Below are 22,307 nucleotides of genomic sequence, written 5' to 3'. Positions count from 1 at the left end.
GGGACAGACAAGGCGGCGGCGAGTTCTTCGTCAGGCCTTTAAATACTGTTCACGCGCGCCAAGCCAGCGCGCGAGATGCTGCGTGACGGCGTCCGGGAACGCATCGAGCATATGTTGCGCCGCCTCGCGCGCCGGTTCGATCAGCCAGCCGTCGTTTTCGAGGCTGGCGAAGCGCAGCATCGCCTCGCCGGATTGCCGCGCGCCGAGAAACTCGCCGGGACCGCGAATTTCGAGATCGCGCCGGGCGATTTCGAAGCCGTCGGTGGTTTCGCGCATCGTCTGAAGTCGCGCACGCGCCGTCTGCGACAGCGGATTCGAGTACATCAGCACGCATACCGACGCCGCACTGCCGCGCCCGACCCGCCCGCGCAACTGATGCAACTGCGCGAGGCCGAACCGCTCCGCATGCTCGATCACCATCAGCGACGCGTTCGGCACGTCGACGCCCACTTCGATCACCGTCGTCGCGACGAGCAACTGCACGTCGTTGCGCGTAAAGGCGTCCATCACCGCGGCTTTTTCCGCTGGCGCGAGCCGGCCGTGCACCAGTCCGACGCGCAGTTCCGGGAGTGCGGCGACGAGCGTCTCGTAAGTTTCAACGGCCGTTTGCAGTTGCAGCGTTTCGCTCTCTTCGATCAGCGGACAGACCCAATAGACCTGCCGCCCAGTCAGCGCCGCCTCGCGCACGCGGCCGATGATCTCGTCGCGCCGGCCATCGGACACGATCTTGGTGAGAATCGGCGTGCGGCCCGGCGGCAGTTCGTCGATGGTCGACACGTCGAGATCGGCGTAATAGGTCATCGCGAGCGTGCGGGGAATCGGCGTCGCGGACATCATCAGTTGGTGCGGCTGGAAGTCGTGCCTGCCGTCGGCCGCGTTGATCGCCTTTGCCCGCAGCGCAAGCCGCTGCGCGACGCCGAAGCGATGCTGCTCGTCCACGATGACGAGGCCGAGGCGCGCGAACTCCACTGTGTCCTGAATGATCGCGTGCGTGCCGATCACGAGTTGCGCGGTGCCGAGCGCCGCCGCTTCGCTCGCCGCGCGCTTGTCCTTCGCCTTGAGGCTGCCCGCGAGCCACGCCACCGACACGCCGAGCGGCTCGAGCCAGCCGCGCAGCTTGCGTGCGTGCTGTTCGGCGAGAATTTCGGTCGGCGCCATCAGCGCGGCCTGATAGCCCGCGTCGATGGCCTGCGCCGCCGCGAGCGCGGCGACGATGGTCTTGCCGCTGCCGACATCGCCCTGAAGAAGACGCTGCATCGGATGCGCAAGCGTCAGTTCGCCTGCGATTTCGGCGCACACGCGCTCCTGCGCGCCCGTCAGGCTGAACGGCAGCGCGCGCAAGAGGCGCACGACGAGGGAACCGGCGTCGTCGGCGGCGCGGCGCGGCATGGCGGGAGCGGCGCGCGTGCGCCGCTCGGCGTGCGCGCGCTTGAGCGACAACTGCTGCGCGAGCAATTCCTCGAACTTGATCCGCGTCCACGCCGGATGCGTCCCGTCGATGAGCGCGGTTTCGTCGGAATCCGCGCGCGGATGATGCAGCGTCTTCACCGCATCGAGCAGGCCCGGCACGTTGAGCGGCGCAAGATGCGCCCGCGCGACCGGCCCGGGCAGCAATTCCGGCAGCGAAACGCGAGCGAGCGCACTGTCGATCGCCTTGCGCAAATACGCCTGCGAAATGCCCGCCGTGGCCGGGTAAACCGGCGTCAGCGCCTGCGGCAGCGGCGTGTCTTCGTCGACGGGACGCACGGCCGGATGCACCATCTCGAGCCCGAAGAAGCCGCCGCGCACGTCGCCGCGCACGCGCAGCCGCGTGCCGATGGCCATCTGCTTGACCTGCGAGCCATAGAAGTTGAGAAAGCGCAGCGTGAGTTCGTCGCCGGCGTCATCGTGAATTTTGACGAGCAACTGGCGACGCGGACGGTAGGCAATCTCATTGTCGAACACGATGCCTTCGGTCTGCGCGTTATCGCCGGGAATGAGTTCGGCAATCGGCGTCAGCGATGTTTCGTCCTCGTAGCGCATCGGCAGATGCAGGACGAGATCGATGTCCGACTTGAGCCCGAGCCGCGCGAGCTTGTCCGCCGTCTTGACGACGGGCTTCGGCTTCTTTTCCGCGCTGTCCGCAGCCTTGGCCCGCTTCCTCGCGGGCGGCGCGACGCTTTCTTCCGGATCCGGAAGCACATCGGTCGATGAAGCGAGGCGGCGGTCGGATAAGGGCATCGAATCTCTTCGCAAGTACAATGTGAGGTTTGTTCGGCGCGGATCTGCGTGTTTGCGCCATCGTTCGTGCGACTTCAAGCCATGTTCACGCTTTCCGATTTCGATTTTAATCTGCCGCCCGAGCTGATCGCGCAGAGCGCCCTTGCCGAGCGCAGCGCGAGCCGTCTGCTCGAAGTCGACAACCGCAGTACGCCGGCCACGCTCACCGACCGGCGCTTCTCCGAACTGCCCGATCTCGTCGAGCCCGGCGATCTGCTCGTGTTCAACGATACCAAAGTCCTCAAGGCGCGCTTCTTCGGCCAGAAGGCCAGTGGCGGGCGCGTGGAAGTGCTGGTGGAGCGTCTGACCGGCGCGACGACCGCGCTCGCGCAAATCCGCGCGAGCAAGAGCCCGGGGCCGGGCAGCACCATCCGGCTCGCCGATGCCTTCGACGTGACGGTCGGCGAGCGTGTCGAACCGTTCTACACGCTGCATTTTCCCGCCGATTGCCTGACGCTCATCGAGCAATACGGGCGCTTGCCGCTGCCGCCTTACATCGAACACGACGCCGACGCCTACGACGAAACGCGTTACCAGACGGTCTATGCGGCCAATCCCGGCGCCGTGGCCGCGCCGACGGCGGGCCTGCATTTCGACGACGCCCTCTTCGCCCGGCTCGATGCGCGCGGCGTCGAGCGCGCGACGCTCACGCTGCACGTCGGCGCGGGCACGTTCCAGCCGGTGCGCGTCGAGAACGTCGCGGAGCACAAGATGCATAGCGAATGGTATGCGCTGCCGCAGACGCTCGTCGACCGCATCGCGGCGGTCAAGGCGCGCGGCAATCGGGTGATCGCCGTCGGCACGACGTCGATGCGCGCGCTCGAAGCCGCCGCCCGCGACGCCGCCGCAGCCGGCCGCCCGCTATCCGCGACGAGCGCCGAGACCGACATCTTCATCACGCCGGGTTACGAATTCCGCGTCGTCGACCGGCTCGTGACGAACTTCCATCTGCCGAAGTCGACGCTGATGATGCTCGTCTCCGCTTTCGCCGGCATGGACACGATCCGCGACGCTTACCGCCACGCGATCGAACAGCGATACCGTTTCTTCAGTTACGGCGACGCGATGCTGCTCACGCGCTCCGCCTGACCATTTCATCAACCTTTGCGCCGGACTGTTCTCCGGTGGCAGGAACCTCAATGACCGAGAATCACACCCCGCCCGATAACGGGCTCAAGTTCGAACTGCTCACGACCGATGGCCAAGCGCGCCGCGGCCGCCTCACGCTAAACCACGGCGTCATCGAAACGCCGATCTTCATGCCGGTCGGCACGTACGGCACGGTCAAGGCGATCCAGCCGCGCGAACTCGAAGAAATTCGCGCGCAGATCATCCTCGGCAACACGTTCCATTTGTGGCTGCGGCCCGGTCTCGAGACCATCGGCGCGCACGGGGGGCTGCATCGCTTCATGGGATGGGATCGGCCAATCCTCACCGATTCCGGCGGCTTCCAGGTATTTTCGCTCGGCGATCTGCGCAAGATCACCGAAGAAGGCGTCACGTTCGCGTCGCCGATCAATGGCGACCGGCTGTTCCTGTCGCCTGAAGTGTCGATGCAGATTCAAAAGGTGCTGAACTCCGACATCGTCATGCAGTTCGACGAATGCACGCCCTATTCGACCAACGGCGTGCCGACCTCGCATCAGGACGCCGCCGATTCCATGCGCATGTCGATGCGCTGGGCAAAGCGCTCCATCGACGAATTCACGCGGCTCGGCAACCCGAATGCGCTCTTCGGCATCGTGCAGGGCGGCATGTTCGAAGACCTGCGCGACGAATCGCTGGCGGGGCTTTCGGACATCCCTTTCCACGGATTCGCGATCGGCGGGCTGTCGGTCGGCGAGCCGAAGGACGACATGATGCGCGTGCTGAACCACATCGGCCCGAAGCTGCCTGCGGACAAGCCGCATTACCTGATGGGCGTCGGCACGCCGGAGGATCTCGTGGCAGGCGTGGCGGCGGGCGTCGACATGTTCGACTGCGTGATGCCGACGCGCAACGCGCGCAACGGCTGGCTCTTCACACGCTTCGGCGACCTCAAGATCAAGAACGCGACGCACAAGAATTCGATGAAGCCGCTCGACGAAAGCTGCGGCTGCTACACATGCCAGAACTTTACGCGGGCGTATCTGCATCATTTGCATCGCGTCGGCGAAATTCTGGGCGCGCAACTGAACACCATCCACAACCTGCATTACTACCTGCAGTTGATCGGCGAAGTGCGCGAATCGATCGAAAGTCACACTTTCGAGGCGTTCCGCAAAACGTTCGCGGAAAACCGCGCGCGGGGCGTCGATTAAGCGGGCGACCGGCAATTCGCCGTCAGGATGCGGCGACGCATTACAATTAGCTTTCCATTGCCGCGAAAACGCCGTGCGGATGCCGTAACGGCTTGATGCCAAAGCGCATTCCGGGGACTTTCGCGGCATGGGCGAGTGGTAGAATACCGGGCTAATTTCTGACCTAGTTTTTGAACGTATTTTCGACGTATAACGGAGAGACCAACGTGTCGTTCATTTCCAATGCCTTTGCACAAGGCGCAACCGCGGGCAGTGCTGAATCGAGCCTGATGAGCTTCCTGCCGCTGATCCTGATGTTCGCGGTGCTGTACTTCATCATGATCCGTCCGCAGATGAAGCGTCAGAAGGAACATCGCAACATGCTCGCGGCCATGGCCAAGGGCGATGAAGTGGTGACGAACGGCGGCATCGTCGGCAAGGTCACGAAGGTGTCGGACGCGTATGTGGGCGTCGAAATCGCCGAGGGCACGGAAATAACCGTGCAAAAGGCGTCGGTTACGACCATTCTTCCGAAGGGTACGATCAAGTCGCTGTAAGGCCAGTATTTTCGCGTCCGGCGCGGCCTCGCTCCGAGCCATCCGAGTCGACGAGTCAACTTAGCCGGCTCGTTGCGCATAACGCCGGACGCCCTCTCCTCCGAAGCCAACTTTCCGTTCGGCCATCCCCATGAATCGTTATCCCCTCTGGAAGTATGTCGTGATGCTGGTGGCGCTCGTCATCGGCCTCGTGTACACGCTCCCCAACTTCTTCGGCGAAGCGCCCGCGGTGCAGGTGTCGAGCGGCAAGGCAACGGTCAAGCTCGATTCGTCGACGCTCGCCAATGTCGAAGGCGCGCTCGCGGCCAGCAAGATCAGCGCGGACGAAATCACGTTCGACAATTCACAGGCCAACGCGAACATTCGCGTGCGCCTGAAGGACACCGACACGCAGTTGCGCGTCAAGGACCTGCTCACGAAGACGCTGAACAGCGACCCGGCCGATCCGCAGTACATCGTCGCGCTGAACCTGCAGAGCGCCTCGCCGCGCTGGCTGACGGCGCTGCATGCGCTGCCGATGTACCTCGGTCTCGACCTGCGCGGCGGCGTGCACTTCCTGCTCCAAGTGGACATGGCCGGCGCGCTGAACAAGAAGCTCGACTCCGACGCAGCCGACGCCCGCACTTACTTGCGTGACCGCAATGTCCGTGACGGCGGTGTGAACCGCGTGGGGCAATCGGTGGTGGTGAACTTCTCCGATCAGGCCGTGGCGGAAAACGCGCGCACCCTGCTCACGACGGGCGTTTCCGAACTGCAATGGACGACGCGTCAGGGCGGCGACGGCTTCCAGGTGGTCGGCACGTTTTCGGCCGCGACGCAGCGGGCCGTCGAGGATGGCGCGCTCAAGCAGAACATCACGACGCTGCATAACCGCGTGAACGAACTGGGCGTCGCGGAGCCGGTGATCCAGCAACAGGGCGCGGACCGCATCGTGGTCGAGCTGCCGGGCGTGCAGGACACGGCGAAGGCGAAGGACATCATCGGCCGCACGGCGACGCTCGAAGCGCGTCTCGCGGACCCGGTCAACACGTACATCGGCCCGAACGATCCGGTGCCGCCGGGCGACGAAGCCTTCAAGCAGGGCGACCGCCGCGTGCTGCTGCGCAAGCAGGTGATCTTCACCGGTGACCGCATCATCGACGCGTCGACGGGCTTCGACGATCATCAGCGTCCGTCGGTCAACATCCGCCTCGACTCGGCGGGCGGACGCGCCATTGCGAGCGTGTCGCGCGAGAACATCGGCAAGCCGATGGCGATGGTGCTGTTCGAAAAGGGCAAGGGCGAAGTGCTGACGGTGGCGAACATCCAGTCCGAACTGGGCGACCGCTTCCAGATCACCGGCCAGCCGACCGCCCAAGCCGCGACCGATCTCGCGCTGCTGCTGCGCGCCGGTTCGCTCGCCGCGCCGATGGACATCATCGAGGAACGCACGGTCGGACCGAGCCTCGGCGCCGACAACATCAAGAAGGGCTTCGATTCGGTCACCTACGGTTTCGCCGCGATCGCCGTCTTCATGATCGTGTACTACATGCTGTTCGGCCTGATCTCGATGCTCTCGCTGTCGGTGAACCTGCTGCTGCTCGTCGCGATTCTCTCGATGCTGCAGGCCACGCTGACGCTGCCGGGCATCGCCGCTATCGCGCTCGCGCTCGGTATGGCGATCGACGCGAACGTGCTGATCAACGAACGTATCCGCGAAGAACTGCGCAACGGCGCGCCGCCGCAGACCGCGATTCAGGAAGGCTTCAAGCACGCCTGGGCGACCATTCTCGACTCGAACGTGACCACGCTGATCGCCGGTCTCGCGCTGCTCGCGTTCGGCTCCGGTCCGGTGCGCGGCTTCGCGGTAGTGCACTGTATCGGCATTCTGACGTCGATGTTCTCTGCCGTGTTCTTCTCGCGCGGTCTCGTGAACCTGTGGTACGGCGGCAAGAAGAAGCTGAAGTCGCTGGCGATCGGTCAGGTGTGGCGTCCGGAAGGCGCGGATGGCGACGCTGCGGCAGCCGCTTATCTGGCGGCGCAGCGCGGTGACGATTCCCCTGTCGACGAGGTCATCACGACGGCCACGGGCAAGAAGAAGACCGCCGCGGTCGCGCCGCGCGCCGCGGTCCCGACCACGCCCGCGCGCTCCGGCAAGCCGACCGTGCGCCGCCGTTCGGGCCCGGGCATCGACCAACAGAAACCGGGCTCGTCCCACTGAGCCCCGGAGTAACCAAACATGGAATTCTTCCGCATTCGCCGTGACTTGCCGCTGATGCAGCGCGCGTTGATCTTCAACGCAATCTCGCTCATCACGTTTCTCGCGGCTGTGTTCTTTCTCGTGCATCGCGGGCTGCATCTGTCGGTTGAGTTCACCGGCGGGACCGTGGTCGAGGTGCAGTATCCGCAAGCCGTGTCGCTCGAACCCGTGCGCGGCACGATGGCCAAGCTCGGCTATGCCGACGCGCAAGTGCAGAATTTCGGCACCTCGCGCGACGTGCTGATCCGCCTGCCGCTCAAGCAAGGGCTGACGTCCGCGCAGCAGAGCGAACAGGTCATGGGCGCGCTGAAGGCCAACGACCCGCAAGTGAGCTTGCAGCGCGTTGAGTTCGTCGGTCCGCAGGTCGGCAAGGAACTCGTCACCAACGGCCTGGCCGCGCTCGCGTGCGTAGTGATCGGCATCGTGATTTACTTGTCGTTCCGCTTCGAGTGGAAGTACGCGGTCGCGGGCATCATCGCGAACCTGCACGACGTGGTGATCATTCTCGGCTTCTTCGCCTACTTCCAGTGGGAGTTCTCGCTCTCGGTGCTGGCGGCGGTTCTCGCGGTGCTCGGTTATTCGGTGAACGAGTCGGTGGTTATCTTCGACCGGATTCGCGAGACGTTCCGCAAGCAGCGCAAGATGACGGTGACCGAAGTCATCAACCACGCGATCACGAGCACCATGTCGCGAACCATCATCACGCACGGCTGTACGGAAATGATGGTGCTGTCGATGTTCCTGTTCGGCGGCCCGACCCTGCATTACTTCGCGCTGGCGCTGACGGTCGGTATTCTCTTCGGTATCTATTCGTCGGTGTTCGTGGCCGCCGCGCTCGCAATGTGGTTCGGCGTGAAGCGTGAGGATCTCGTGAAGGACAAGAAAGACAAGTTCGATCCGAACGATCCGAACGCAGGGGCGCAGGTCTGATCCCAAGCGTATGCGACGCATGAAAAAAAGCGGCCGGTCCACACAGACCGGCCGCTTTTTCGTTTGCAGCGGGAGTTACTGCTTGATGCCTTCCGCCTGAATGTGCAGTACCGTCTTCAGGCTGAAACCGTACGACTTGCCATAGTCGATGCCGAAGTCGCCGCGATCGAACGTCGCCGTGGCTTCCGTGCCGCAGACTTCCTTCTTCAGCATCGGGTTCACGAAGCACTTGAAACTCTCGATCTTCAGATTCAGCGGCTTCGTGACGCCGTGCATCGTCAGCGAGCCGATGACTTCAACCGGCTTGTCGCCGTCGAAGCGGATCGACGTGCCCTTGTAGACCGCCGTCGGATACTTGGCGGTATCGAAGAATTCCGCTTTTTGCAGATGCTCGTCGAGCTTCGCATTGCCGGTGTTGATGGACGCCAGATCGATCGTCACTTCCGCTGTGCCGGTCTTCTCCGCGCGGTCGAGCACCACCGTGCCGCTGCTCTTGTTGAACTTGCCGCGCCACGTCGACACGCCGCCGAAGTGATCCGCCTCGAAGCTCGGATACGTATGGTTCGGATCGAGCTGATACGTATCGGCGGCCATCGCGTTGAAGGACAGGCCAGCGGCGAGCGCGCCCGCCGCGATCATCGAAATCTTTTTCAAGTTGTTCTCCTACAGAATGTGCGTTGAATTCGCGTGAAATATCCGCCGCTCACTTCTTGGCGGCGACGATGTGAAACTTGATGACGACCTCGTCCGCGACGACGGACGTGTCCTTCCATTCGCCGGTGCCGATGTCGAACTGGCTGCGCTTGATCGGCAAGGAGCCGTCGAACGTTTCGGTGGCGCCTTGCTGCGTGATCGTGACCGGCACCGTGACCGTCTGGGACTTGCCCTTGATCGTGATCTTGCCCGTCACCTTGTACTGGTTGCCGCCCGCCGGCGCGATCGCGCTGGAAGCGAACGTTGCCGTGGGATACGCGGCCGCATCGAACCATTCCTTGCCGCGCACCTGCTTGTTGTACTCGTCGTCGCCGAGGTCGTAGCTGCCCGTGTCGATGGTGATGTTCGCGCTGCCCGCTGTCGGCTTCGCCGGATCGAACGCAATCTGCGCGCTGAACTTGTTGAACTTGCCGTCGGTGGGCACGTTCATCTGCTTCGACGTGGCGACGACCGAACTCTTCGCCATATCCACTTGCGCCGCTGCGGCCGCTGCGACTGCAAGCGACGTCACGGCCACGGCGGCCGCCATCCAACGATTGAGTTTCACTTTCATGTGTGCCTTCTGAACGGTTCTAACGAACAGCGGGTATTGGAAATCAAAAGCATGCCGTTTCCAACAGCCGGCCGGAAATGTCCTGCAAACTGCGAGGAAACAATCGACAACGCTTACTTGACGAAAGGCAGCATGCGCCCGAGCAAGCCATCTCGATCGACGAAGTGATGCTTGAGCGCGGCGAGCACGTGCATGGCGACGAGCACCAGCAGCCCGTAGTTCAGCGCGACGTGCACGATGCGCAGCGTCGCCTTCAGCGCCTTGTCGGGGCCGATGATCGTCGGCAGCGGCAGCACGCCGAGATACACGACCTGCAGGCCCGCAGCCGAGCTGTACAGATAGCCTGACGCGGGAATCACCAGCATCAGCACGTAGAGCAGCATGTGCGTGGCGTGCGCCGCGCCTTGCTGCCAGCGCGGCGTGCCCGGCGGCAGCGCCGGCGCGCGGTGCGTGACGCGCCACGCGAGCCGCAAGGCCGCGAGCACGAACACGGTCACGCCGATCCACTTGTGCCACGAGTAGTACTTGAGCTTCGTCGGCGTGAAGCCGGGGATATCGGTCATGATCCAGCCGAGATAGAAGCCGCCGATAATGAGCAACGCGATGAGCCAATGCAGGCCGATTGCCGTAGGGCTGTATCGTTCGGCGGGTGCCGCCGGCGTGATGCCAACACTGCTTTCCATGGTGCGTGATGTCCTGGGAATGTTCGAATCGCGCATGCTTTCGGGGTGTGTCCGATGCACGCGCCGCCATGCTACCGCAACGTCCGTGAATTGCCAGTATGCGCAGAAACGGCTGCCGCCAGCAGGCAAAGCCAGGCCCGGCGCGGCTCTCCGGGCGATTCGCCGCGATGCACGCCTTTTATGCAACGAACTATTCTGCCTGTGCAACGGTCCATCGTGGTCGCGCCGCGAACACAACAGAACGATGCAGCGGCCCGTCTTATTCCGTTCATGTCGCGGCGAAAGCCGGTTTGTTACCATCCTGCTACCATCGCCCGCTGGCTCGGTACTTGCTCGTCCGGCTCCGGGCCCCGTCTCGCGGCGCATACGAAACACGCATGGAACACGCATGAGAAGGCTCGCCCTCGAACTATGAACGTGAACGAATCGGAACCACTGATCGCGTGTCACGAATGCGACGCGCTCTTCACGAAGCGCGCGCTTCCCGAGCACAGTTCGGCGAACTGTCCGCGTTGCGGCGCGGTGCTCTATCGCAGCGTCGCGCGCAATCTCGACCGCATCTGCGCGACGACGCTCGCCGCGCTCATCACGTTCGTCATCGCACAGGCGTTTCCCATCGTCGAACTCGATGCAAACGGCATCACGTCGCAGACGACGCTTATCGGCGCAATCGTCGCGCTGTGGAACGAACAGATGCAGGTCGTCGCGGTGCTGGTCTTTTGCGCGACGATTCTCTTCCCGCTATGCGAGCTGGTCGCCCTGCTCTACGTGCTGATACCCGTGCGCGCGGGTTACGTGCCGCCGGGCTTTCATCTCACGTTGCGTGCAATTCAGTTCGTGCGCCCGTGGGGGATGATCGAAGTGTTCATGCTCGGCGTGCTCGTCACGCTCGTAAAGATGTTGAGCGTCGCGCGCGTGATTCCCGAGGCCGCGCTCTTCGCTTTCGGCGCACTGACGCTGATGGTCGCGGTCGTCGTGAGCTTCGATCCGCGCTCGCTGTGGGACATCGCGAACGAATTGCCGACGCGGCGTGCGCGCAAGCCGCTCGCGCCATCCGTGAGGCACAAGACGTGAACGACAAATCGCTCGACGCAGCCATCGACGAGCCGGAAACACCGACACCCACGCTCTATACGACGGCATCGCGCGCGCAGCTCGTCTCGTGTCATTCGTGCGGACTCGTGCAGCCGCTCGCGCGCACGATCGAGAAGCAGCGGTGCACGCGCTGCGACGCCGTCGTGCACCGGCGCAATCCCGACAGCATCGCGCGAACATGGGCGCTACTCATCAGCGCCGCGATCCTTTATATTCCCGCGAACGTTTTTCCGATGCTGCATACGTCGTCGATCCTCGGGGCCGAGGACGACACGATCATGAGCGGCGTCGCGCTCTTCTGGAACGACGGCGACTATCCGCTTGCCATCGTCATCTTCGTCGCGAGCATTCTGGTGCCGATGCTTAAGCTGCTCTCGCTCGGGTTTCTGCTCGTGACCGTGCAGCGGCGTTCCGTATGGCGTCCGCGCCAGCGCACCACGCTGTATCGCGTAGTGGAAGGCATCGGCCGCTGGTCGATGCTCGATATCTTCGTAGTCACGCTCACCGTCGCACTGGTTCGATTCAAGTCGGTGGCGGTGATCACGGCGGGACCGGCGGCGCTCGCGTTCGCGTCGGTCGTCGTGTTGACGATGCTCGCCTCCATGCAGTTCGATCCCCGTCTGATATGGGACAACATAGAACCGTCAGGAAAGAAATATGACTAGTGGCCAAGGTCCGGACGGGCCGAAATCGAACGACACGCCCGAACGGGGCAGCGGCGGCGGACTGCCGCCGAATCTTCCTGAACCGGTGATCGAGCCGCGCAGCCGGTGGCTGCCGTCGCTGGTGTGGGTGATCCCGATCGTCGCGGCGCTGATCGGCGTGTTTCTCGTCGTCAAGACGGTATCGAGCCGCGGCCCGACGGTGACGATCAGCTTCGTCAGCGCCGAAGGACTGGAGCCTGGCAAGACCAAGGTCAAGTACAAGGACGTGGACGTCGGCACGGTGAAGACCATCACGTTGTCGAAGGATCATTCGCGCGTGCTCGTCGACGTTCAGCTCACCAAGGAAGCGACCGATTTCGCCGTGAAGGACACGCGCTTCTGGGTCGTGCGCCCGCGTGTGGCGGCGAGCGGCGTGACCGGGCTGTCGACGCTGCTGTCCGGTTCCTACATCGGCGTCGATGCCGGCAAGTCGACCGAGGACCAGACCTACTTCGTCGGTCTGGAAACGCCGCCTGCCGTCACCGGCGACCAGAAGGGCCACACGTTCACGCTGCACGGCGAATCGCTCGGATCGCTCGATATCGGCTCGCCGGTCTATTACCGGCGCGTGCAAGTCGGCCAGGTGACGGCGTTTTCGCTCGACAAGGACGGCACCGGCGTGACGATGCAAGTCTTCGTCAACGCGCCTTACGATCAATACGTCGGCGGCAACTCGCGCTGGTGGCATGCAAGCGGCGTCGACTTGCGGCTCGATTCGAGCGGCTTCACGCTCAATACGCAGTCGCTTGCCACGGTCGTGCTCGGCGGCATTGCGTTCCAGACGCCGCCGAATCAGGAAGCCGGCCCGCAGGCGAAGGAGAACGCCACGTTCCGGCTCGCCTCGGATCAGGCCGACGCGATGAGGGACCCGGACGGCGATCCGGTGCATGTCGTGATGAACTTCAATCAGTCGCTGCGCGGCTTGTCGGTCGGCGCGCCGGTCGATTTCCGCGGCATCGTGCTGGGTCAGGTGACGGGCATCGGCGTGCGATACGACCAGCAGTCGCATTCGTTCATGATGCCGGTGACGATCGACCTCTACCCCGATCGGCTCGGCAGGCGCGCGCGGGCTGCGTTGCCCGAGCAAGGCACGGCGGCGAGCCACGACATGCTCGAACTGCTCGTGAAGCGCGGCCTGCGCGGACAGTTGCGCACCGGCAATTTGCTGACGAGCCAGCTTTACGTGGCGCTCGACTTCTTCCCGAAGGCGCCGCCCGCGAAGGTGAGCGCAAGCAACGATCCGCTCGAACTGCCGACGGTGCCCAACACGCTCGACGAACTGCAGCTTCAGATCGCAGACATCGCGCGCAAGCTCGACAAGATTCCGTTCGACGAGATCGGCAAGAACCTGAACGGCTCGCTGAAGAACGCCAATGCGCTCTTCGATCAGCTCGGCAACGAAGTCGTGCCGGAAGTGCGCGATACGCTCACGCAGGCGAAGAAGACCTTCGGCGAGGCGCAGTCGACGCTTCAGCAGGATTCGCCGCTTCAGTCCGACGTGCATCAGGCGATGCAGGAACTCACGCGGACGCTTCAATCGCTCAATTCGCTCGCCGATTATCTGGAGCGTCATCCGGAATCGTTGCTGCGCGGCAAACCGGGAGACAAGCCATGAGAATCGGCGCGTTGTTGTTGACTTTGGGCGCGGCGGGCGTGCTCGCCGCATGTTCGTCCTCGCCGTCGAGCCGGTTCTATACGCTTGGCGGCACGGCGGTCGCGCCGGTCGCGGTATCGTCGGCGCCGGCGTCGTTCTATTTCGAGCTCGCGCCTGTGGACGTGCCGCAGCAGGTGGCGCGCAATCAGCTCGTCGTGCAGTCCAGCCCCGCGCAGGTGAGCGTGCTCGAACAGGAGCGCTGGGCCTCGCTTCCCGCCGACGAAGTGCGGCGCGCGCTATCCGGCGATCTCGCGCAGCAGTTGAACGCGATCGACGTTTATGGCACGCCATATCCGGATTCGGCGCGGGTGTATCGCGTGAAGGTGAAGGTGCAGCGGTTCGAATCGTGGCCGGGATCGCAGGCGGTCATCGACGCGGTCTGGAGCGTGCGCGGCGGCGCGTCGCAAGCGGTGATGACGTGCCGGACGATCGCGGAAGAGCGCGTCGGCGATGGCTACGATGCGCTCGTCGACGGGCATCGCAAGGCGGTGAACGACATCGCTTCGGCGATTTCCGCAGGCGTGCGAAGCCTCGGTTCCGCGCCGACCGGGTCGTCCGGGTCGTCGTCCTCGAAGCAAGCTACTCCGCCGATTCTGCCGTGCCCGCCATCGGGCGGCGCTACTACTGCCAGTGCGCAGTAGTGTCGTCGGCGCGCGGCGGGTTCAGCCGGCTCTGACGCGGGCTTCGTGCCCGCGGCCGGCTTTTCGTCATCCTCCACAACGGTTCGTGCGCACTACGCAGGTCCGGGCCATGCAAGCGTGCTCCGGACTGCTTGCCTTCGTCAGCGAAACATCGGTTTCCTATGCTTCTTGTTCAGGGAACGGCGCGATGTTGTCGCCAGACGACACCCCCCGCCCGCTCCATCTCGAAATTGCCGTTTGGTCGCGTATGCGCGGTTAAGATCGTCGGTCGGCTGTATCCGAAACAAAACGCGAAGAATAAATGATGAAACTGATCGGTTCGCACACGAGTCCATTCGTCCGCAAGGTGCGGATCGTGATGGCGGAAAAGAAGATCGACTGCGAACTGGTGCTCGAAGATGTCTGGGCATCCAATTCGACAATCCACGACTTCAATCCGCTCGGCAAAGTCCCGTGTCTCATTCTGGACGACGGCGAAGCGGTATTCGATTCGCGCGTCATCTGCGAATTCGTGGACACGCTGACGCCCGTCGGCAAACTGCTGCCGCAGGAGCGGCGCGAGCGCACCGAAGTGCGCTGCTGGGAGGCGCTCGCGGATGGCATGCTCGACGCCGCCGTGCTGATCCGTCTCGAAGGCGTGCTGCGCGAGGAGGCGCATCGCAGCGAAGCGTGGATCGCGCGGCAGCGTCACAAGATCGACGACGGCCTGCGCGCGATGGCGCAGGGCCTTGGCTCGAAGCAGTGGTGCTCGGCGAACCGCTTCACGCTGGCGGATATTGCCTGCGGCTGCACGCTCGCCTATCTCGACTTCCGCATGCCCGACCTGAACTGGCGCGAAGCGCATCCGGCGCTCGACAAGTTCTACGCGCGCCTCGCGCAGAGACAGTCGTTCGTCGATACTGCGCCCGCCTGATGAGCACGCTCCCGCCATGGACGGGAGCGGCTTCATCCTTACTTGCTGAGCGCGGCCTTCAGCGTTGCGCTGGCTTGCGCGATCGCCGCCCGCGTCGCCGGAGTCTGCGCGAGGGCGTTCAGCATCACGAAATCGTGGATCGTGCCGTTGTATCGCGTCGATGTCACCGGCACGCCGGCCTGCGTCAGCTTGCGGGCGTAGGCCTCGCCTTCATCGCGCAGGACGACGTTTTCATCGGTGATCACGAGCGCCGGCGGCAAGCCCTTCAATTCGTCGATGGTCGCGCGCAGCGGCGACGCGGTGATCTTCTCGCGATCCGCCGCGTTCGGCGCGTAGGCGTCCCAGAACCACTTCATCGCCTCGCGAGTCAGCCACGGGCCGTTGGCGAACTCGTTGTAGGAGCCGTCGTCGAAGCGGGCATCCGTCACCGGATAGAACAACACCTGCGCACGCAAGGCCGGGCCGCCGCGTTCCTTTGCGAGCAGCGTGACGGCCGCCGCCATGTTGCCGCCGACGCTGTCGCCCGCCACCGCCATGCGCGATGCATCCACGTTGAACTCGCGTGCGTGTTCCGCCACGTAGCGGGTCGCGGCGTACGCCTGCTCGATCGGCACCGGGTATTTCGTTTCCGGCGAGCGGTCATAGTCGACGAACACGACCTCCGCCTGCGCGCCGTTCGCGATCTCGCGCACGAGGCGATCGTGCGTGTTCTTGTCGCCGAGCACCCAGCCGCCGCCGTGGAGATACATGATGACCGGCAGCGCGCCCTTCGCATGCTCAGGCCGCACGATGCGCAGCGCGATCTTGCCGGTCGGCCCAGCTTGGATGACGCGGTCTTCGATGGCCGCCGCCCGTTTCTTCACCGGATGCGACTGAGCGCCGGCCAGCACGTCGCGCGCATCGGCGGGGGACAGCGTGTAGATCGGCGGGGCGTTGCTGGCTGCAAGGGCATCGATGAACTGCTGTGTCGCCGGTTCGAGGACAGGCGCGGCATCGGCTGCGGCGTGAGCGAAGACGGCGGTTGCAACTGCGCTGGCGATGATGGCGGTCTTGAGCTTTTTCATGAGTGACTCCGGTGGTTGAACTTCGAGACTTGGATCTACTACTAGATAGATAACTCTTCAGACTAAGGTTCTGCTTTTACAAGCGAACACGACGTTTCTGATTGCGACTGCGTCGCTCTGACGAGAGCCGGCATTGCTTTGCACGCCACTGACGCCTCGCCAAAATCTACCTATCAAAAGATAGAATGTCCGACGCTTATACCTGCTTTTGCACAGAGTTATCCACAGGTTTATCTACCGGCGCACGGAATCGGCGACTTCTTCCAGCCGCGCGCGCGTCTGAAACAGCCGGCAGGCGAGCAAACTTCCTTGGAACGCTGCGAACAGCGCCCGCGCCGTTGCTTCCGGCTTGCCGCGTGCGTTCAGCGTGCCCTGCGCATCGCCTTCCGCAAGCACCTTCGCGAGCCAGCTCTCGTTTGCCTTGAAAAATGCCTGCACTGCATGGCGAACGTTCTCGGGCAGCGACTCCATATCCGACGCAAGCATGCCGCAGAGACAAATCTGCTTGCCGTCGCCGATGATTCGCCCGAACAGCCGCGTGTAGCGATCGAGCTTCTTCTCGGCGGGAGCGGAACTGTCGATCGCGTAAATCGACGACATGACGTCGGCGCTGTACGCGTTCACCGCTTCCAGCGCGAGGTCTTCCTTGGTCGGAAAGTAGTAATGGATGCTCGACGTCTTCACGCCGACCAGTTCGGACAAGTCGCGATAACTGAAGCCGTTGTAGCCGCGCGTCATCATGATGGTCTGTGCGTGGTCCAGCAGTGATTCGCGTACCGTGTTCTTGTCCATGACTTCTTTCCCCTGCTCTCGATGGGTGAAATTTATCTACTGATAGGTAGACAGTCAAGCACTTGTATCAAATAAGTTTTTATCGAATCGATAGCCAGCCCCGGCGGTGATGCCGGGGCAATCCTTCAGATGGCGGTCGGGACGGCCGGTGCGGACGCGTCCTGAGCGACGCCCGCCGCCGCGCGCTCGATGATGCCGCCGCCCAGGCAGACATCGCCCTGATACAGCACGGCCGACTGACCCGGCGTGACCGCCCATTGCGCATCGTCGAAGCGCAGCTCGAAGCGGGCGTGATCGGCGGATAAAGCGGAAAACCGGCACGCCGCATCCTGCTGCCGATACCGCGTCTTCGCTCCGCAGGCCGCGCCGTCGTCGGGTGCGAAGCCCGCGACCCAGCTCGTATTGCCGGCGACGAGCGTATGCGACAGCAGCCAGGGATGATCGTGGCCCTGCACGACGTAGAGCGTGTTGCTCGCCATGTCCTTGCCGGCGACGAACCACGGCTCGCCGCTGCCGTCCTTCGCGCCGCCGATACCGATGCCCTTGCGCTGCCCGAACGTGTAGAACGCGAGCCCGATATGCTCCCCGACGATCTTCCCTTCCGCCGTCTTCATCGGTCCGGGTTTCGTCGGCAAGTATCGATTCAGAAACTCGCGGAACGGCCGCTCGCCGATGAAGCAGATCCCGGTCGAGTCCTTCTTCTTCGCGTTCGGCAGGCCGATTTGCGCGGCAATTTCGCGAACCTTCGTCTTCGGGATTTCGCCGAGCGGAAACAGCGTCTTCGAAAGCTGCTGCTGGTTCAGCCGATGCAGAAAGTACGACTGGTCTTTCGTCGCATCGGTGGCCTTCATCAACTGGAAGAGGCCGTCGTGTTCACGGACGCGTGCGTAATGGCCGGTCGCGATGGTTTCCGCGCCGAGCGACATCGCGTGATCCAGAAACGCCTTGAACTTGATCTCCGCGTTGCACAGCACGTCCGGATTCGGCGTGCGGCCGGCGGAATACTCGCGCAGGAATTCGGCGAACACGCGGTCCTTGTACTCGGCGGCAAAGTTCACCGCTTCCACGTCGATGCCGATCAGATCCGCGACCGACACCACGTCGATCCAGTCCTGGCGCGTCGAGCAGTATTCGCTGTCGTCGTCGTCTTCCCAGTTCTTCATGAACAGGCCGACGACGTCGTAGCCCTGCTCTTTCAGGAGCCATGCCGTGACCGACGAATCCACGCCGCCCGACATGCCCACCACCACTCTTTGCTTGCTCATAGAAATACCGCTTTGTTCCGCGCGAGCGGGTCAGGCGCGCACGACCGGCGCGACCGAATGCGTATGGATGAAATCGAGCGGCACGCGCCGCCCGGACAAGTAATCGTCGACGCACTGCATGACGAGCGGCGTCCGATGCTGTGTAACGGTCGCGCGCAGTTCGTCGGGCGTGAGCCACATCGCGCGGACGATGCCCTTGTCCAGCGCCCTGCCGGCCACTTCGCCCGCGGACTTTCCGCAGAACGTGAATCGCAGATACGTGACATCGCGCCCCGGCCGCGCAAAGTGCGTCATATACGCGCCAACGAGCGCCTCGGGCTCGAAGCGATGCGCCGTTTCCTCGAGCGTCTCGCGGATCACCGCTTCGACGAGCGTTTCGCCGGCTTCGAGGTGACCGGCCGGTTGGTTGATTCGCAGCCCTGCGGATGTATGTTCCTCGATGACGAGAAACCGCCCGTCGCGTTCGACGATGGCCGCAACCGTGACGTGTGGAGCCCAAGTATCTGATTTCATGGCCGACATTTTACCGTCCCGGCCCCGAACACGCGCGCGCGGCCTAAGGGTTAGCGCGGTGCCGGATCGCATTTTTGGCGCGCATTCTTCGGTTACAGTGGCACTAGCCGTCGATCCAGCATTTGAAACAAAACTCAGCCTCGATCTTTCCCGCCGCCGGGCCCCAGGGCGCGGGAAGATAAAACAAGACCGGAGGATTCGAAAATGCACATCGGAGTGCCTGCTGAAACGCGGGCGAACGAGGCGCGCGTCGCCGCCACGCCGGAGACGGTGAAAAAACTCGTCGCGCAAGGGCATCGGGTGTCGGTGCAGAGCGGCGCGGGCGTGCGAGCCAGCTATATCGATGACGCGTTCGCCTCCGCCGGCGCGGATATCGTCGATGCCGCCACCGCCTTTTCGGCCGAAATCGTTCTCAAGGTTCAATCGCCGGCCGAAGCCGAACTGGGCTTGCTCACGCCGGGCGCCGTGCTGATCGGCATGCTCGATCCCTTCAACACAGAAAACACCGCGCGGCTCGCCACGGCGGGCGTCACGGCGTTCGCGCTCGAAGCCGCGCCGCGCACGACCCGCGCGCAAAGTCTCGACGTGCTGTCGTCGCAGGCGAATATCGCCGGATACAAGGCGGTGCTGATCGCGTGCCACTACTACCAGCGCTTCATGCCGATGCTGATGACCGCCGCCGGCACCGTGAAAGCGGCGCGCGTGCTGGTGCTTGGCGCGGGCGTCGCGGGCTTGCAGGCGATCGCCACCGCGAAGCGCCTGGGCGCGGTCGTCGAAGCGTCGGATGTGCGGCCCGCCGTGAAGGAACAGATCGAATCGCTCGGCGCGAAGTTCGTCGACGTGCCCTTCGAAACCGCCGAGGAACGGGAAGCGGCGGAAGGCGTCGGCGGTTATGCGCGGCCGATGCCGCCAAGCTGGCTCGCGCGGCAATCGGCGCAGGTGCATGAACGTGCGAAGGCGGCGGACATCGTCATTTCGACGGCGCTGATTCCCGGCCGCCCCGCGCCGACGCTGCTGTCGGTCGAAACGGTCAAGCACATGAAACCCGGCTCGGTGATCGTCGATCTCGCCGCCGGACGCGGTCCCGAGTTCGAAGGCCGAAAGGGCGGCAACTGCCCGCTCACGGAAGTCGACGAAGTGGTGATGAAGTACGGCGTGCATATCGTCGGCCATACGAATCTCGCGTCGATGGTCGCCGCCGATGCCTCCGCGCTCTACGCGCGAAACCTGCTCGACTTCCTGAAGCTGATCCTCACAAAGGAAGGCACGCTCAACATCGACCTCGCGGACGACATCGTCGCGGCCACGCTTCAGTGCCGCGACGGACAGCCCGCGCGCGCCACCGCCTGAACACGGAGACGAACATGGATGTCATCAATCACACGGTGATCAACCTGATCATCTTCGTGCTCGCGATCTACGTCGGCTATCACGTCGTCTGGAACGTCACGCCGGCGCTGCATACGCCGCTGATGGCCGTGACCAACGCGATCTCCGCGATCGTCATCGTCGGCGCGATGCTTGCCGTCGGGCTGACGGTCGGCGGTGCGGGCAAGTTCTTCGGCACGCTCGCGGTGCTGCTGGCGGCGGTGAACGTGTTCGGCGGCTTCCTCGTCACACGGCGAATGCTGGAAATGTTCAAGAAGAAGGAGCCGAAGAAGCTCGTCAGCAAGGAGGGCGCGTAAATGAGCCTGAACGTCGTCAATCTCCTGTATCTGGTCGCGTCGGTGTGCTTCATTCAGGCGCTCAAGGGCCTGTCGAATCCGAAGACCGCGCGCATCGGCAATACGTTCGGCATGGCGGGGATGGCGATCGCCATCGTCACGACGCTCGCGCTGATCGTCAAACAGGCCGCTTTTCTGGAGGCGAATCTCGCGCTCGGGCTGTCGTTGCTGTTCGCGGCGCTGATCATCGGCGGCGGCGCGGGCGCGTATATCGCGGCGAAAGTCGAGATGACGAAGATGCCCGAACTCGTCGCGGCGATGCACTCGCTGATCGGTCTCGCGGCGGTCTGCATTGCGTATGGCGTGGTGTCGGAGCCTTCAGCGTTCGGGCTGGCCGCGCCCGGCGAGCCAATTCCGTATGGCAATCGCGTCGAGTTGTTCATCGGCACGTTCGTCGGCGCGATCACGTTTTCAGGCTCGGTCATCGCGTTCGGCAAGCTGTCGGGCAAGTACAAGTTCCGGCTGTTTCAGGGCGCGCCGGTGGTGTACTCGGGGCAGCATCTGATCAACCTGCTGCTCGCGGTCGCGATGATCGGCTTCGGCATCATCTTCATGGTGACGCAGGCGTGGTTGCCGTTCGTCATCATGACGCTGATCGCGTTCGCGCTGGGCGTGCTGATCATCATTCCGATCGGCGGCGCGGATATGCCGGTGGTCGTGTCGATGCTCAATTCCTACTCCGGCTGGGCGGCGGCGGGCATCGGCTTCTCGCTGAACAATCCGATGCTGATCATCGCGGGATCGCTGGTCGGCTCGTCGGGCGCGATTCTGTCGTACATCATGTGCCGCGCGATGAACCGCTCGTTCTTCAACGTGATCCTGGGCGGCTTTGGCGGCGAAGCGGGCAGTGCCGCGGTGGGCGGCGCGCAGGAACAGCGGCCGGTGAAATCCGGATCCGCCGATGACGCCGCGTTCATGCTCGGCAATGCCGAAAGCGTGGTGATCGTGCCGGGGTACGGGCTGGCGGTGGCGCGCGCGCAGCATGCGTTGAAGGAACTGACGGACAAGCTCGTCGAGAAGGGCATCGATGTCCGGTATGCGATTCATCCTGTCGCCGGGCGGATGCCGGGGCATATGAACGTGCTGCTAGCGGAAGCGGAAGTACCTTACGAGATGGTGCAGGAGATGGAGGACATCAACAGCGAGTTCGGGCAGACGGATGTCGTGCTCGTGCTCGGCGCGAACGATGTCGTGAATCCTGCGGCGAAGACGGACCCGAAATCGCCGATTGCCGGAATGCCGATTCTGGAGGCGTACAAGGCGAGGACGATCATCGTGAACAAGCGGTCGATGGCGGCGGGATACGCCGGGCTCGATAACGAATTGTTCTATATGGACAAGACGATGATGGTGTTCGGCGATGCGAAGAAGGTTGTCGAGGAGATGATGAAGGCGGTGGAGTAGCGTTTCCCGCTGAGGAGCACGGCGCTCGTTCGCCAGTGGCGGACGAGCGCCCGACGTCATGCCACTTCACCGCTTAATAGCCAACGACCAAGATCCCTTTAAGAGGAAGTCGCATTCGGTTGCTCGCGAAGAGGGTATCGAAAAAGGTAACGACGCAGTCGAAGTCCGGATTCGCGACACCCGCAGCGACGTACACGTTGCGAACGGCGATTGCCAGAGGCGGATTCAACCGGTCGATGCAACGATCTGGTTAAATCGCTCAGCTGGCGTATCGAAGTTTAGTGTTTTTCTAGGACGTTCGTTGAGCCGCCTGGCTACGGCGTC

At 63.6% G+C, this 22,307-nt stretch carries 21 protein-coding genes; 13 read left to right on the top strand and 8 right to left on the bottom strand.

Annotation, left to right across the window (positions count from 1 at the left end; all coding sequences use genetic code 11):
- Window positions 1–30: 30 nt before the first annotated feature.
- Window positions 31–2,220: an ATP-dependent DNA helicase RecG gene (gene recG / locus AB6804_RS23765; RefSeq protein WP_370888575.1), complete on the bottom strand. Its 2,190-nt coding sequence runs from the start codon at window positions 2,218–2,220 to the stop codon at window positions 31–33.
- Window positions 2,221–2,301: 81 nt separating this feature from the next.
- Here recG and queA point away from each other — a divergent pair, with 81 nt between their 5' ends.
- From queA to secF, 5 genes are all read left to right on the top strand, one after another.
- Complete coding sequence (queA, locus tag AB6804_RS23760; RefSeq protein ID WP_370888574.1) at window positions 2,302–3,348, top strand: tRNA preQ1(34) S-adenosylmethionine ribosyltransferase-isomerase QueA; 1,047 nt, start codon at window positions 2,302–2,304, stop codon at window positions 3,346–3,348.
- Window positions 3,349–3,398: 50 nt separating this feature from the next.
- Window positions 3,399–4,559 carry a tRNA guanosine(34) transglycosylase Tgt gene (tgt, locus tag AB6804_RS23755; RefSeq protein ID WP_370888573.1) on the top strand — a complete coding sequence of 387 codons (1,161 nt, stop codon included), beginning with the start codon at window positions 3,399–3,401 and terminating at the stop codon, window positions 4,557–4,559.
- A gap of 206 nt (window positions 4,560–4,765) precedes the next feature.
- Entirely contained in the window at window positions 4,766–5,095 is a 330-nt protein-coding gene (gene yajC, locus AB6804_RS23750) for a preprotein translocase subunit YajC (RefSeq protein WP_370888572.1), read from the top strand.
- A gap of 130 nt (window positions 5,096–5,225) precedes the next feature.
- Complete coding sequence (gene secD / locus AB6804_RS23745) at window positions 5,226–7,295, top strand: protein translocase subunit SecD (RefSeq protein WP_370888571.1); 2,070 nt, start codon at window positions 5,226–5,228, stop codon at window positions 7,293–7,295.
- An 18-nt stretch (window positions 7,296–7,313) separates the two neighbouring features.
- Entirely contained in the window at window positions 7,314–8,264 is a 951-nt protein-coding gene (gene secF, locus AB6804_RS23740) for a protein translocase subunit SecF (RefSeq protein WP_370888570.1), read from the top strand.
- Between the two features lie 75 nt (window positions 8,265–8,339).
- On the opposite strand, the gene AB6804_RS23735 is transcribed toward secF, so the two are convergent.
- The 3 genes from AB6804_RS23735 to AB6804_RS23725 form a co-directional block, all read right to left on the bottom strand.
- Window positions 8,340–8,903, bottom strand: a complete 564-nt coding sequence (locus AB6804_RS23735; protein ID WP_370888631.1) for a YceI family protein — start codon at window positions 8,901–8,903, stop codon at window positions 8,340–8,342.
- Between the two features lie 64 nt (window positions 8,904–8,967).
- Window positions 8,968–9,531 (bottom strand): YceI family protein, encoded by a 564-nt coding sequence (locus AB6804_RS23730; RefSeq protein ID WP_370888569.1) that lies wholly within the window; start codon window positions 9,529–9,531, stop codon window positions 8,968–8,970.
- A 113-nt stretch (window positions 9,532–9,644) separates the two neighbouring features.
- Window positions 9,645–10,214 carry a cytochrome b gene (locus AB6804_RS23725; RefSeq protein ID WP_370888568.1) on the bottom strand — a complete coding sequence of 190 codons (570 nt, stop codon included), beginning with the start codon at window positions 10,212–10,214 and terminating at the stop codon, window positions 9,645–9,647.
- A gap of 411 nt (window positions 10,215–10,625) precedes the next feature.
- Between AB6804_RS23725 and AB6804_RS23720 the strand changes: the two genes are divergently transcribed.
- The 5 genes from AB6804_RS23720 to AB6804_RS23700 all read left to right on the top strand — a co-directional run bounded on the left by AB6804_RS23720 (window position 10,626) and on the right by AB6804_RS23700 (window position 15,221).
- On the top strand, window positions 10,626–11,288 hold the full coding sequence (locus tag AB6804_RS23720; protein WP_370888567.1) for a paraquat-inducible protein A: 663 nt from the start codon (window positions 10,626–10,628) through the stop codon (window positions 11,286–11,288).
- On the top strand, window positions 11,285–11,974 hold the full coding sequence (locus AB6804_RS23715) for a paraquat-inducible protein A (RefSeq protein ID WP_370888566.1): 690 nt from the start codon (window positions 11,285–11,287) through the stop codon (window positions 11,972–11,974). Before AB6804_RS23720 ends, AB6804_RS23715 begins: the two co-directional genes overlap by 4 nt.
- Window positions 11,967–13,628, top strand: coding sequence for an intermembrane transport protein PqiB (locus AB6804_RS23710; protein WP_370888565.1), 1,662 nt, complete (start codon window positions 11,967–11,969; stop codon window positions 13,626–13,628). The genes AB6804_RS23715 and AB6804_RS23710 overlap by 8 nt, the downstream gene beginning before the upstream one ends.
- Window positions 13,625–14,308, top strand: a complete 684-nt coding sequence (locus tag AB6804_RS23705) for a membrane integrity-associated transporter subunit PqiC (RefSeq protein ID WP_370888564.1) — start codon at window positions 13,625–13,627, stop codon at window positions 14,306–14,308. Before AB6804_RS23710 ends, AB6804_RS23705 begins: the two co-directional genes overlap by 4 nt.
- Before the next feature lie 301 nt (window positions 14,309–14,609).
- Complete coding sequence (locus AB6804_RS23700; RefSeq protein ID WP_370888563.1) at window positions 14,610–15,221, top strand: glutathione S-transferase N-terminal domain-containing protein; 612 nt, start codon at window positions 14,610–14,612, stop codon at window positions 15,219–15,221.
- Window positions 15,222–15,259: 38 nt separating this feature from the next.
- On the opposite strand, the gene AB6804_RS23695 is transcribed toward AB6804_RS23700, so the two are convergent.
- The 4 genes from AB6804_RS23695 to AB6804_RS23680 form a co-directional block, all read right to left on the bottom strand.
- Window positions 15,260–16,285, bottom strand: coding sequence for an alpha/beta hydrolase (locus AB6804_RS23695; RefSeq protein ID WP_370888562.1), 1,026 nt, complete (start codon window positions 16,283–16,285; stop codon window positions 15,260–15,262).
- Window positions 16,286–16,519: 234 nt separating this feature from the next.
- On the bottom strand, window positions 16,520–17,077 hold the full coding sequence (locus AB6804_RS23690; RefSeq protein WP_370888561.1) for a TetR/AcrR family transcriptional regulator: 558 nt from the start codon (window positions 17,075–17,077) through the stop codon (window positions 16,520–16,522).
- Window positions 17,078–17,202: 125 nt separating this feature from the next.
- Window positions 17,203–18,342: a tRNA 2-thiouridine(34) synthase MnmA gene (gene mnmA, locus AB6804_RS23685; RefSeq protein WP_370888560.1), complete on the bottom strand. Its 1,140-nt coding sequence runs from the start codon at window positions 18,340–18,342 to the stop codon at window positions 17,203–17,205.
- 30 nt (window positions 18,343–18,372) lie between these two features.
- Window positions 18,373–18,855, bottom strand: a complete 483-nt coding sequence (locus tag AB6804_RS23680) for an NUDIX hydrolase (RefSeq protein WP_370888559.1) — start codon at window positions 18,853–18,855, stop codon at window positions 18,373–18,375.
- A gap of 204 nt (window positions 18,856–19,059) precedes the next feature.
- Between AB6804_RS23680 and AB6804_RS23675 the strand changes: the two genes are divergently transcribed.
- From AB6804_RS23675 to AB6804_RS23665, 3 genes are read left to right on the top strand one after another with little or no spacing between them, the layout of a single operon-like run.
- On the top strand, window positions 19,060–20,205 hold the full coding sequence (locus AB6804_RS23675) for a Re/Si-specific NAD(P)(+) transhydrogenase subunit alpha (RefSeq protein WP_370888558.1): 1,146 nt from the start codon (window positions 19,060–19,062) through the stop codon (window positions 20,203–20,205).
- A gap of 14 nt (window positions 20,206–20,219) precedes the next feature.
- Window positions 20,220–20,540 (top strand): NAD(P) transhydrogenase subunit alpha, encoded by a 321-nt coding sequence (locus tag AB6804_RS23670; protein WP_035961918.1) that lies wholly within the window; start codon window positions 20,220–20,222, stop codon window positions 20,538–20,540.
- Window positions 20,541–21,983, top strand: coding sequence for an NAD(P)(+) transhydrogenase (Re/Si-specific) subunit beta (locus AB6804_RS23665; RefSeq protein ID WP_370888557.1), 1,443 nt, complete (start codon window positions 20,541–20,543; stop codon window positions 21,981–21,983).
- Window positions 21,984–22,307 lie beyond the last annotated feature (324 nt).

The sequence above is a fragment of the Caballeronia sp. RCC_10 genome (assembly GCF_041360715.1).
Lineage (GTDB): Bacteria > Pseudomonadota > Gammaproteobacteria > Burkholderiales > Burkholderiaceae > Caballeronia > Caballeronia grimmiae.
The sequence above is the reverse complement of the archived record's forward strand: the minus strand, read 5'-3'. Positions and strand labels throughout refer to the sequence as shown.

Coding starts and splice junctions, on each gene's coding strand:
- recG (WP_370888575.1), bottom strand. CDS start 2,220: ATGCCCTTATCCGACCGCCGCCTCGCTTCATCGACCGATGTGCTTCCG.
- queA (WP_370888574.1), top strand. CDS start 2,302: ATGTTCACGCTTTCCGATTTCGATTTTAATCTGCCGCCCGAGCTGATC.
- tgt (WP_370888573.1), top strand. CDS start 3,399: ATGACCGAGAATCACACCCCGCCCGATAACGGGCTCAAGTTCGAACTG.
- secD (WP_370888571.1), top strand. CDS start 5,226: ATGAATCGTTATCCCCTCTGGAAGTATGTCGTGATGCTGGTGGCGCTC.
- secF (WP_370888570.1), top strand. CDS start 7,314: ATGGAATTCTTCCGCATTCGCCGTGACTTGCCGCTGATGCAGCGCGCG.
- AB6804_RS23735 (WP_370888631.1), bottom strand. CDS start 8,903: ATGATCGCGGCGGGCGCGCTCGCCGCTGGCCTGTCCTTCAACGCGATG.
- AB6804_RS23730 (WP_370888569.1), bottom strand. CDS start 9,531: ATGAAAGTGAAACTCAATCGTTGGATGGCGGCCGCCGTGGCCGTGACG.
- AB6804_RS23725 (WP_370888568.1), bottom strand. CDS start 10,214: ATGGAAAGCAGTGTTGGCATCACGCCGGCGGCACCCGCCGAACGATAC.
- AB6804_RS23720 (WP_370888567.1), top strand. CDS start 10,626: ATGAACGTGAACGAATCGGAACCACTGATCGCGTGTCACGAATGCGAC.
- AB6804_RS23710 (WP_370888565.1), top strand. CDS start 11,967: ATGACTAGTGGCCAAGGTCCGGACGGGCCGAAATCGAACGACACGCCC.
- AB6804_RS23705 (WP_370888564.1), top strand. CDS start 13,625: ATGAGAATCGGCGCGTTGTTGTTGACTTTGGGCGCGGCGGGCGTGCTC.
- AB6804_RS23700 (WP_370888563.1), top strand. CDS start 14,610: ATGATGAAACTGATCGGTTCGCACACGAGTCCATTCGTCCGCAAGGTG.
- AB6804_RS23695 (WP_370888562.1), bottom strand. CDS start 16,285: ATGAAAAAGCTCAAGACCGCCATCATCGCCAGCGCAGTTGCAACCGCC.
- AB6804_RS23690 (WP_370888561.1), bottom strand. CDS start 17,077: ATGGACAAGAACACGGTACGCGAATCACTGCTGGACCACGCACAGACC.
- mnmA (WP_370888560.1), bottom strand. CDS start 18,342: ATGAGCAAGCAAAGAGTGGTGGTGGGCATGTCGGGCGGCGTGGATTCG.
- AB6804_RS23680 (WP_370888559.1), bottom strand. CDS start 18,855: ATGAAATCAGATACTTGGGCTCCACACGTCACGGTTGCGGCCATCGTC.
- AB6804_RS23675 (WP_370888558.1), top strand. CDS start 19,060: ATGCACATCGGAGTGCCTGCTGAAACGCGGGCGAACGAGGCGCGCGTC.
- AB6804_RS23670 (WP_035961918.1), top strand. CDS start 20,220: ATGGATGTCATCAATCACACGGTGATCAACCTGATCATCTTCGTGCTC.
- AB6804_RS23665 (WP_370888557.1), top strand. CDS start 20,541: ATGAGCCTGAACGTCGTCAATCTCCTGTATCTGGTCGCGTCGGTGTGC.